The sequence below is a fragment of the Halodesulfurarchaeum sp. genome (assembly GCF_036626455.1).
Classification (GTDB): domain Archaea; phylum Halobacteriota; class Halobacteria; order Halobacteriales; family Halobacteriaceae; genus Halodesulfurarchaeum.
Map to the genome: position 1 here is coordinate 1 of NZ_JAZKRK010000049.1, position 11,049 is coordinate 11,049.

Annotated in this window: 9 protein-coding genes and 1 pseudogene; 6 read left to right on the forward strand and 4 right to left on the reverse strand. The window is 62.1% G+C overall.

The window, feature by feature from the left end; translation table 11 throughout:
- Window positions 1-243 precede the first annotated feature (243 nt).
- The 4 genes and pseudogenes from V5A26_RS10425 to V5A26_RS10440 all read right to left on the reverse strand — a co-directional run bounded on the left by V5A26_RS10425 (window position 244) and on the right by V5A26_RS10440 (window position 2,840).
- Window positions 244-528 carry a type II toxin-antitoxin system RelE family toxin gene (locus V5A26_RS10425; RefSeq protein WP_332322453.1) on the reverse strand — a complete coding sequence of 95 codons (285 nt, stop codon included), beginning with the start codon at window positions 526-528 and terminating at the stop codon, window positions 244-246.
- Complete coding sequence (locus tag V5A26_RS10430; protein ID WP_332322454.1) at window positions 518-793, reverse strand: ribbon-helix-helix domain-containing protein; 276 nt, start codon at window positions 791-793, stop codon at window positions 518-520. The genes V5A26_RS10425 and V5A26_RS10430 overlap by 11 nt, the downstream gene beginning before the upstream one ends.
- Before the next feature lie 147 nt (window positions 794-940).
- Window positions 941-1,111 (reverse strand): annotated as a pseudogene (locus tag V5A26_RS10435) (IS5/IS1182 family transposase); the annotation flags it as partial.
- A gap of 4 nt (window positions 1,112-1,115) precedes the next feature.
- Entirely contained in the window at window positions 1,116-2,840 is a 1,725-nt protein-coding gene (locus tag V5A26_RS10440; protein WP_332322455.1) for a glycoside hydrolase family 13 protein, read from the reverse strand.
- Window positions 2,841-2,944: 104 nt separating this feature from the next.
- On the opposite strand from V5A26_RS10440, the gene V5A26_RS10445 reads away from it, so the two are divergent.
- The 6 genes from V5A26_RS10445 (at window position 2,945) to V5A26_RS10470 (ending at window position 10,893) form a co-directional block, all read left to right on the forward strand.
- On the forward strand, window positions 2,945-4,819 hold the full coding sequence (locus V5A26_RS10445) for an ABC transporter substrate-binding protein (RefSeq protein WP_332322456.1): 1,875 nt from the start codon (window positions 2,945-2,947) through the stop codon (window positions 4,817-4,819).
- Between the two features lie 191 nt (window positions 4,820-5,010).
- Window positions 5,011-6,021, forward strand: a complete 1,011-nt coding sequence (locus V5A26_RS10450) for an ABC transporter permease (protein ID WP_332322457.1) — start codon at window positions 5,011-5,013, stop codon at window positions 6,019-6,021.
- Window positions 5,969-7,231 carry an ABC transporter permease gene (locus V5A26_RS10455; RefSeq protein WP_332322458.1) on the forward strand — a complete coding sequence of 421 codons (1,263 nt, stop codon included), beginning with the start codon at window positions 5,969-5,971 and terminating at the stop codon, window positions 7,229-7,231. Before V5A26_RS10450 ends, V5A26_RS10455 begins: the two co-directional genes overlap by 53 nt.
- A gap of 1 nt (window position 7,232) precedes the next feature.
- Window positions 7,233-9,431, forward strand: coding sequence for an ABC transporter ATP-binding protein (locus V5A26_RS10460; RefSeq protein WP_332322459.1), 2,199 nt, complete (start codon window positions 7,233-7,235; stop codon window positions 9,429-9,431).
- Window positions 9,432-9,578: 147 nt separating this feature from the next.
- Window positions 9,579-9,788 carry a hypothetical protein gene (locus V5A26_RS10465; protein WP_332322460.1) on the forward strand — a complete coding sequence of 70 codons (210 nt, stop codon included), beginning with the start codon at window positions 9,579-9,581 and terminating at the stop codon, window positions 9,786-9,788.
- A 46-nt stretch (window positions 9,789-9,834) separates the two neighbouring features.
- Window positions 9,835-10,893 carry a TrmB family transcriptional regulator gene (locus V5A26_RS10470; RefSeq protein WP_332322461.1) on the forward strand — a complete coding sequence of 353 codons (1,059 nt, stop codon included), beginning with the start codon at window positions 9,835-9,837 and terminating at the stop codon, window positions 10,891-10,893.
- The last annotated feature ends 156 nt before the right edge of the window (window positions 10,894-11,049 follow it).

Genomic DNA, 11,049 nt, shown 5'->3' on the forward strand with positions numbered 1-11,049 from the left:
CTACCGCTCAACCCCGCCCTGAAGGGCGAGGCTTGCGCTCGAAAATCACGTCAATTCATCCTCGACGAACTCCTCGTATTCCATCCCGTCGGTGTAGCGTTCGAGCTTCACTTCGGTGAGCGTATCGTGGTTGTTTTGGTCAGTTTGAAACACGATCAAAGCAAACCGGTACGCCGAATTTCGTCTCCTTTTGGCCGCTGGACATCGATTTGTGTCGTTGCGGACGGACCGCCTCTGTGGGCGCTAATCATCAGCGGTGTAGGCCCCACCCCGGGAGCGAACGCTTTCGACGCGGAGTAGATGCTCGTCGTGGGCGAGTCGGCAGCCAAGTCGATAGTCACCCACGCGGAGCTTCTTGAACGGCGAGTTCGTCAGTGGCTCGAGATAGTCGCCGGGTTCTCGCCACTCCGAAGACACCACCTCATCGAGTTTGTCCATTATCCGCTCCTGGGTGTCGTCGCCGAGTTGGGCAAACTGGTCTTCGGCCCGCGGAGAGAACGCCCAGTCCCAGTCGTCCTCACTCGTCATCGTGGCCGTAGGTCGCCCGCATCTCTTCGCTGGAGATCGCGTCACCCTCGGTGAGATCGGCTTCGCTGATCGCCAGATCCTTCCAGAAGCCTGCTCCTTCGGGATGGTTGACGGCATCGCGAAGTGCGTACCGGATGAACTCACTCCGGCTATTGAATCCTCGCTCGCGCCAGGATTCGTCGACGACCTCGAGGAACGACCGTGAAATCCGGAGGTTGATCCGATCGATCTCGGGGTCCTGGTCGTTGACGTCCGTCTCTGACATACACACGTATGTTTATCGCACGTACATATAGCCGTTGTGGGGGGACTACGACAGGATTCGCTTACCTACGGTGGAACAGTGGGATTCCACCGCCGGGATTCGAACCCGGACTTCCTGCTCTATTGAAAATGCGGTACGAGAAGCGGATCATAGTGTCTTGGCGAGTTTCTTGATGTTGTTGAGCGCGAACAGGAGGACGATCTCACGGAACTGTCGGTACCAGAACCGCGAACGCAGGGCGGAGTCCTGCGTTCGCTTGGCCGTTGAGTAGGACGTTTCTGCCATCCACCGTTGCGTGTAGCCCTTCGTCCGGATGAGGATGTCAAGTCCCATCCGTGAGGTAAACGCGTGCTTCCCAGGGCTGTAGCTGCAAGGCCCCGTCGAAGTCTGCCGGAACGGTATCGTTTGCGAGCGCGAGTTCAAGCCCGTCAACTGGGACGTCCTCGGACACGTCGATAGTCATCTGCTCGCCCGACCAGTTGAGGACGACCAGCCCGTGGGCGTCATCGAGCGTTCGTGTGTACGCGAACACTGACGGATGGTCCGGGTACAGCAGTTCGAAGTCACCGTGGACGAGCACGTCGCGCTCGTGGCGGAGCGCGATCAGTTCGCGGTAGTACTGCCAGACAGATTCGGGATCACGCTGCTCGGACTCGGCGTTGACCGTCCGGTAGTTCGGATTAAGCTTGATCCAGGGCTCGCCGTCGGTGAACCCGGCGTTCGAATCGGCGTTCCACTGCATCGGCGTTCTGGCGTTATCTCTGGCGATGGTCTCGATCGCGTCGCGGACGTCCTCGTAGGTGTCGGCGTCGCCGTCTTCGATCGCTTTTTCAACGAAGTTGATCGCCTCGATGTCCCGGAGTTCTGCGGGCGAGTCGAAGGGCGCGTTCGTCATGCCGAGTTCCTCGCCCTGGTAGACGAACGGTGTCCCCTGTAGCGTGTGTGTGAACGTCCCGAGTAGCGTGGCGGACTTTCGGCGATACTCGTCGTCGCCAAACCGGGATACCATCCGTGGCTGGTCGTGATTCGAGAGGTAGACGCTGTTCCAGCCGTCGTCGACGAGACCGGTCTGCCACCGGTCGATGATCTCCTTGAACTCGGTCAGCGACCACTCGGCGCCGTCCCACTTGCTGTCGCCGTCGCCGACACCGACGTGTTCGAACTGGAACACCATCGACAGACCGTCGCCGTCTTCGCCGACGTAGCGTCGCGCGTCTGCGACGGAGACGCCGGGGGTCTCCCCGATGGTCATGATCTCCCGATCGACGGTGTCGATGGTCTCCGTGATCATCTCGTCGAGGTACTCGTGGACGCGGGGCCCGTTCATGAAGTGTTCGTCTCCCACGAGTCCACCGGTCGGATCGCCGTCCGGGAGTCCCCCGCGCTTCGAGATGAGGTTAATCACGTCCATCCGGAAGCCATCGATACCGTGGTCGAGCCACCAGCGCATCATCTCGTAGACGTCCTCGCGGACGGCGGGGTTGCGCCAGTTGAGGTCGGGCTGTTTCTCGTCGAAGAGATGGAGGTACCAGGCCTCGCGTTCGTCGTCGTAGCTCCATGCGGGACCGCTAAAAAAGGACTCCCAGTTGTTCGGCGGTTCGTCGGGGTCGCCCTCGCGCCAGTAGTAATAGTCGTCGTAGGGTTCCTCGCCACGGCGGGACCGCTGGAACCACTCGTGTTCGTCCGAGGTGTGGTTGACGACCAGATCCATAATGAGTCGAATGTCCTGGTCGTGCAGTTCCGCCAGCAGCTCCTCCCAATCCCCGAGGTCGCCGTACTGGTCGTCGATGGCGCGGTAATCGCTGATGTCGTAGCCGTTGTCCGCCTGTGGAGATTGATAGACGGGGGAGAGCCAGACCGCGTCGACGCCCAAATCATCGAGATAGTCGACCTTCTCGACGATACCGGGGATATCGCCGATGCCGTCACCGTCGCTGTCGTTGAAACTGCGTGGATAGATCTGGTAGACAGTCGCCTCTTTCCACCAAGGACGGGAGCCCTTCTCAGTCGTCGACCTCGACGAAGTCCCGGATCGGTGCTGTCTCATTGCTCATTCGGCGTGTCAAGGGCTGCTCACTTAAGCCTGTCCAAAATCTTGAAGAAGATCTTCTACCAATACTTTTTTCACCCCGGTCTATGTACTCATCGATGATGCCTGGTATCAATGACGGGGCAAAGCGGCGTTCGCCCCTCTCGCGACGGCGGTTCGTGCTAGGCCTCGGCACGGCGGGAATCAGCGCGACACTCGCCGGCTGTGGCGGCAAGGAACGGACAGAGACAGACACCCCCACAGATGATGGGGGGCCGGACGATACGGGAACGCCCGAACAGATCGAGAGCGTCTCGCGGACGACTATCCAAGAGTTGGCGTACATCACCAATCAGACCCTGCCGGTGTTGCCGATCCAGGAGAAGCTTGCCCAGTCGTTCCAGGCGACCGACGACTGGAACGTTCCGGCGTCCGACAGCGACAAGATGCAGGTCTACTGGCCGACCAGCTGGCTCCCGCGAACGGGCGACTGGTCGCGCAAAGAAGGCGGTGACGAGGATCGGCTGACGTTCGCACAGTGGGCCGTTCCCGAGGACTCCCAGTACAACGTCTGGAACGGGAAAAACGACGGCGAGGCACGCCGGGCGATGTTCGACCGGTTCATGCGCAAAAACCTCGCGACCCAGGAATATCACCCGTATCTCATCAGCGACTGGGAGATCGACGGGACAACGGTCACGCTGACCGTCCGGGAGGGCCAGACCTGGCACAACGGCGATCCGGTCACCGGCAAGGAAGTGGCCAATCACATCAAGCTCGACCTCTACAACAGCGGTGGAGCCGGCGGGCTTGGGCCGTACATCCTCCCCGAGAAGGACATGAACAAGATCCCTGAGCGCGTCCAGGGCACCGGCGACCGCACCGCTAAGATCGAACTCGGCTGGCCGGTAAACGAGGACATCCTCCTGTCGCTGCTGGCCCCGATTCAGCTCCGGGCCCACGAGGGGACCTACGGCGAGTTCGTCCAGGCGCTGGACGACGCCGAGACCGAGGAGGAACGCTCGAACGCGCTGGGTAACCTCACCGACTTCACCGATCCCGAACCCGTCGGGAACGGTCCCTGGAAGTGGGAGGACGCCGACACCCAGCGGACGCTCGTCACGAAGTACGAGGGTCACCCTGACGCCGACCAGATCGACATTCCGGAGATCGAGTACCTTTACAAGCCCAAAAACCAGGGCCGCTGGCAGTCGCTCATCAACGGCGAAACCGACGGTTCGGCGACGCTGTTCGTGCCGTCGAACCAGACTCAGCGGTTCCCGGATCACATGCAGACCTCGCTCATCTCCCGGCACTGGGGGATGGGCATCGTATTCAACCACAACAAGGAACCCGTGGACGATCCACGCGTCCGGAAAGCAATCGCCCACGTGATCGACCGCGAGGCGACCGCGAAGAACTCCGGGGCGGGTACTGGCTCGAAGGTCGCGGTGACTTACCCCAGCGGCCTGACCGGGGAGTTCACCGGCAACATCGAGGGCCACTGGCTCGATGGCGTCACCGACGAGTTCGATACCTACGGGCGTAGCGAAAAGCAGACCGAGAAGGCCGCCGAACTGTTGCGCGAGGCCGGATTCGAAAAGCAGGGGGGGACATGGCAGAAGGACGGCGAGGCGCTGGAACTCCCAATCTACGGGCCTGCTGGCTTCTCCGACTGGGTCGCGGCCGCCGAGACGATGGTCTCCCACCTCCAGGACTTCGGGATCAAGGCCGAACCGATGATGCAGGACACCTCGACTTACTGGGGCGGCACGTACGTCGAAGGGAACTACAAGCTCGCATTGCAGGGCTGGGCGAACTACGACCAGTCACACCCGTACTTCCACTACGACTGGGTCTTCAACAGCGGCGACGCGACGGACTACTGGAACATGCCCAGCGAGTTCGAAGCCCCGATCCTGCACGATCAGGTCCGCGACGGTGAAACGGTCACGCCGACTGACCTGATATCAGAGCTGTCCGCGCCCGAGGAGTGATCACGACCAGTCACTAACGGTTGGGAACGCCCGAGACGTTTCCACCATAGTCCACCACTGGGCGTCCCGCGGTGGTCACTCAGTGGTCGACTGATACCGGCTTCACCCCGATTTCCGCTACCGAGTCAATGACAGGGTTCAACCACTACCGATTTCGCACCATCACCAGCAATTTGGCAATCTGATTATTCATGAATTACATAATCAAACGCCTCGGCCAAGCCGTCCTCACAGTGTTCGTCGTGGTGTCGTTCAGTTTCGGCCTCATCAGGCTCCTGCCGGGAGGACCGATGGACTACCTGCGCGCCCAGATCATCCAACAGGGTGGCAGCGGCCTCTCCCAGGAGGCCATCAACATGCGGATCGAGGCCCAGACGGGAATCGACGCCAGCGAACCGCTTCACGTCCAGTACGTCGACTACATGTTCGGCCTTGCCCAGGGGGATTTCGGCCAGTCAATCTGGCTCGGCGATCCCGTCGCAAGTATCCTCGGCCCGGCGATCCCCTGGACGGTATTCCTCACGGGAACGGCGCTGTTCCTGGGGTTCATCATCGGGATCACACTGGGCGCGTTCATGGCATACAAGGAGGGATCGCGGTTCGACGTGGGGGCCACCGGCATCGGCCTGTTCTTGAATTCGACACCGAACTACGTCGTCGGCCTGTTAGCGCTGACCTTCCTGGGCTACCAGTGGAAACTGTTCCCGACTGGGGGCCGCTACGCCTCCGAACTCAACGAGGGGTTCAACATCCCCTTCCTCCTGAGCGTGATCCACCACGGCGCCTTACCGATTCTGTCGATGGCGCTCGTCGCCTTCGGCGGGTGGGCGCTGAACATGCGGGGCAACTCGATCCGGATCCTCGGGGAAGACTATCTCCGCGTGGCCCGCCTGCGTGGGCTACCCACACGCCGGATCGCGATCCGGTACGTCGCCCGCAACGCAATCCTGCCGATGTACACCGGTCTGATGATCGCTATTGGCGTGTCGTTCGGCGGCGCGATCATCATCGAGAACATCTTCGCTTACCCCGGGGTGGGCTTCTACATGATCCAGTCCATCAACTCACGGGACTACCCGCTGATGATGGGCGCTTTCATCCTCATCACCGTCGCGATGGTTATCGGCATTACCATTGCCGATCTGACATATGGCTGGCTCGACCCCCGTGCCAGAGGAGGTGGTTCGCGTGAGTCCTACTGACGACCGTCACGACGCACGCGGCGATACCGACGACGAGCACGAAATCGACGATCCGCTCGTCGAGGGCGTCGGCGGCGAGACGACCCTGTCGACGGACACAGAGGGGTCGCCGATCACCGGCCACAATCATCGAGGACGGGCCGCGACCGATGGCGGCGTGGCCGTTTCGGACTTTGAGCAGATGGCCGAGTTCACGATGAGCAAGAACGAACGGCGCCGTCAGTGGCTCGAGGAGAAACTCATCGCGCCGGCCCGGATCGCCTGGAGCGACTGGCGTGCGCGTACGGGCCTGCTCGTGGTCGTCTTCTACCTGCTCATGGGTATTCTCGGCCCGCGAATCGTCGCGGCACCGAGCCCGAATCAGGGCCCGCGACTCCTGGGCGCGTTCCGGTCGATCGAACATCCGCTCGGGACGACGGCGAGCGGCGTCGATCTCGTCTCTCAGACCGTCTACGCGACGCCAGCAATGCTACTGATGCTCGCCTCCGGTGCCGTCTTCACGGTCATCCTCGGGACCGCAATCGGGACCGCAAGCGGGTACAAGGGCGGCCGATTCGACAACATCTTGATGACGTTCAACGACATGGCGATGACGATCCCGGGGCTGCCGCTGACGATCGTGCTGGCCTCCGCGCTCCAGATTGAGGGGCACCCGATCGTTATCGGTGTCCTCATCACCGTCAACGCCTGGGCCGGCCTGGCTAGGGCGATCCGCTCGCAGGTGCTGACCCTCCGAGAATCCGAGTACACCGAGGCTTCCCGGATCATGGGGATCGGCACGCCGAAGATTATCGTTGGCGACATCATTCCCAATCTGATGCCGTACATCACGATGAACTTCGTCCAGCAGGCCCGGGCGGTCATCTTCGGCTCCGTCGGGCTTTATTTCCTGGGCGTGTTGCCCTACACGAGTAACAACTGGGGCGTGATGATGAATGCCGCCGTCAACCGCGCTGGGGCGACCTCGTCGCTAATGGCGTTCCACTGGCTATTGGTGCCCATGCTGACGATCATCGTCCTCGCGCTCGGTCTCACGCTGCTGGCCCAGGGGGCCGACCGCATTTTCAACCCCCGTGTCCGGGCCCGACACGCCGAGACGATTGAGGACGACGGTGACCAGGGCGGCGATACTGGCGACGGTCCCTCGACGACGGATGCATTTGAGGACAGCCGAACAAGCGGTGACGAAGACGCAATTGGAGGCGTCTAATATGAGTCACGAATCGATATCAATACAGAGTGAATCGACCGATCCGATCATCGAAGCCCGCAACGTCAGCGTCACGTACGACCTCGAACATCAGGACGCAATGGTCTTAGATGACGTCGACGTCGACCTTCGCCGGAAGGAAGTCCTCGGCGTCGTCGGCGAGTCAGGCTCGGGCAAGTCGATGCTCGCAAACGCGATGATGGCCGCCGTCCAGAAACCCGGCATCACGACCGGCGAAATCCGCTACTACCCGGAGCCGGATGCCGACCCAGTCCACGTGCTTGACCTCGACGACGACGAGTTGCGATCCCTGCGCTGGGAGGAGATCTCGATGGTGTTCCAGGGTGCGCTGTCGTCGTTCAATCCCACGCTGACGATCGGCGGGCACTTCGAGGAGACGCTGAAGGCCCACGATTACGATGTCGAAGAAGGGATGGAACGGGCCCGGCAACTCCTCTCGGATCTGTACCTCGAACCCGACCGGGTTCTCCAATCCTATTCCCACGAGCTCTCCGGCGGGATGAGCCAGCGGGCGCTGATCGCACTCAGCCTGATCCTTGAACCGAAGGTCCTGCTCATGGACGAGCCGACGGGGGCGCTTGACCTGTTGATGCAGCGGTCGATCCTCAGTCTGCTCGAAGATTTAAAGGAGAAGTACGACCTCACCCTGCTGTTCATCACGCACGACCTGCCCCTCGTGGCGGGGATGGCCGATCGGCTGGCGATCCTCTATGCGTTCGAACTGGCCGAGATCGGCCCCAGCGAGCAGGTCGTCAGGGAGTCCAGACATCCATACACGCGAGCGCTGTTGAAGGCGGTCCCGAACCTGGATGCCCCGCTGGAGACGATGCAGCCTATCGGCGGGACGGCCCCGAATCCGGCACATGTCCCGGACGGGTGTCACTACGCCCCGCGGTGTCCGCTCGCGACCGAGGAGTGTATGGAGGAAGATCCGCCGTGGTACGACGTCGCCGAGGACCAGCAGTCGGCGTGTTTCCACCACGACGAGGCCGCCGAGACGATCCCGTTCGACGTGACGGAGTCGGCACTGGCCGACATGGCGGCCGACGCAGAGACGGCTGCCAGTGGGTGGTCCTTCGACGATGAGGTCGTGATGTCCTTAGACGACGTGTCGGTGCACTTCGAGCAGAACCAAGGCCTTCTCGCCTCGATGCGCGGCGAGTCCCAGCCGGTGCGGGCCGTCGACGACGTCTCGCTTGACATCCGTGAGAACGACGTGGTCGCGCTGGTCGGCGAAAGCGGCTGTGGGAAGACGACGCTCGGCAAGACCGTCATCGGCGTCCAGCGACCCACCCACGGCTCGGTCTCCTATCGCGGCCAGGACGTCTGGGACGCCAAGGACGGCCGCGGAGACGCCGACATCCCCCACGGTGAGATCCGGCAGGCCCTCCAAATCATCCACCAGGACCCGGGCGCGGCACTGAATCCGAACAAGAAGGTCCTGACGAGTCTGGAAGCGCCGCTGAAGCACTGGGAATCCGACATGTCGACCGAGGACCGCCGCGCACGGATCTTCGGGCTGCTCGATCGCGTCGGGATGCAACCGCCCCAGGACTACGCCCATCGGTTCCCACACCAGCTGTCGGGTGGCGAGCAACAGCGGATCGCGCTCGTCCGCGCGCTGTTGATGAACCCGGACGTCATCCTGGCCGACGAGGCCGTTTCGGCCCTTGACGTCTCCCTGCGCGTCGAGACGATGGATCTGCTGCTCCAACTGCAGGAGGAGTTCAACACCTCCTTCGTGTTCATCTCGCACACGCTCTCGAACGCCAGGTACCTGGCCGAGAAGGCCGACGGCCGGATCGGGATCATGTACCTCGGCGAGATCGTCGAGATCGGGCCGCCCGAGGAGGTACTGGGCAATCCCCAGCACCCCTACACGGAAGTGCTCCGCTGGGCGACCGCCGATCTCGACCCCAGCGCCCAGGAGATCGAGGACCCGCCGGTGCGGTCGATCGACATCCCAGACCCGGTCGATCCACCTGCAGGCTGTCGGTTCCACACGCGCTGTCCGGAGGCCCGCGAGGTCTGTACCCGGGAAGCCCCGGATCTGGGCAACGACGAATCCACTCCCGGTAAGCGTGCGGCAGCCTGTTTCCGGACCGATCCCGGCCACGCCTACTGGGACAGCGAACCGCTCCCGGATGACCAACCAGTGCCAGCCGAGGTCGAGGACTGAGATGGCTCGAAACTGGGCACGGTCGCGGCAACGTTCGCGAGACTGTCCAGGAACGCCCCGCGATGCCTGCCCCATGCGGATCTACCGGAACGTTTACCTCACGGCGATCAAATCGTCGGGCACTGCCATGCTTGGGGTGACCGACGCGTGACTGACGTCCGACAGGCGTTCTTCTTCGCGAGCGTCGTCCTGCTGGTCTTCCTGGCGTTCTCGATCCCGACGATCGAGCCAGGAAGCCCGACTTTCGTGATTACCATCATCTCCGGCGTGATGCTCCTCGTGACGCTCGTCGGCTCGGCGACCCTCATCTACGTCGACTGGGACCCGTTCGAGAAACTCCTCAGTGACAGGGACTAAGCCGATCAAAGCATAATACATCAAACTGACAACCCAGAGAGACCCAATGACACAACCATCGATCACGGACGAACCGGATATCAGAGAAGAACTCGCCGTCTTCGGGTTCTCGGACACGGAGATCGATGCATATCTCGCGATCCTGGCACAGGACGAGACGACGACCCGAGACGTTTCCGAGGAGGCTGACGTGACCCAGCGGGCAGTCTACAACATTGCCGAGCGACTCGCTGATCGCGGACTGGTCCGGGTCAAAGAGCACGCCTCGCCGACTATGATCAAGGCGGTGCCACCGGGAGAAGCCATCGCAAACCTCTCGGAGCGCCTCGAATCGATCCAGCCCAGCTTAGAGGAAACGTACGCCCAGACGGCGACCGAGTCCCCGGAGATCCAGATCGTCAGGGCCCGTGAGACGGCGATAAAGCGGCTACGCGAGTCGATCGAATGTGCCGACCAGGAGATCGCGATTGCGATCCCCGAGAACGTCTATCCCGAGATCGAGGCAGATTTGCGGGCTGCCAAAGAGCGGGACGTGTTCGTCCTTCTGTTGTTGGTCGAATGTGAGGATCCCGACGCCATCGATCGCGACTACGGACCCGTCGCCGACGTCGTCCGCTGCTGGGGCCAGACCCTCCAGTTCCTCTTCGTCACCGACGACGACGACGCGATGATCGGCGAGGCCACGATCATGGGCGGGACGCACGTCGACGAGCACGCGGTGTACGTCTCGGAGGGAAACCTGGCCGGGTCGATCTTCAGCGTCTTCATCGGGGCGTTTTGGCCGGCGGCCACTGAACTGTACGTCACCGACCCCGACCCCCTTCCGAAGACCTTCGAGTGGTTCCGCGACGCGACGTTGCAGGCGATGTTGCACTTTCAAAACGGGGTCGAGTTGCACGCGGAGATCGACCCGGTCCGTGGCGAGCACCTCTCGGGGACGATTATCGAGGTGAACCAGCCGTTCATCGAACCCCGCACGAACACGTTCTCCCTCCAGAACAACCTCGTCCTCGATACGGGCCGGGAGACAGTCAGCATCGGCGGTCCCGGATCTTTCCTCGAGGAGTACGAAGCCGAATCGATCACGCTCACCCCCGACTCCTGACCATCTGAACAGCGACCAAGAAAACCAATTCACCGACCATGACAGCAACTGATCCAGAGCCACGAGCATTAGCAACGAGACACGTCCCGGGCTTCGACCCGGTCGCCCACGACAAGGCGGACAGTCACGACGGACGTTCATGAAGACAACTGGTAT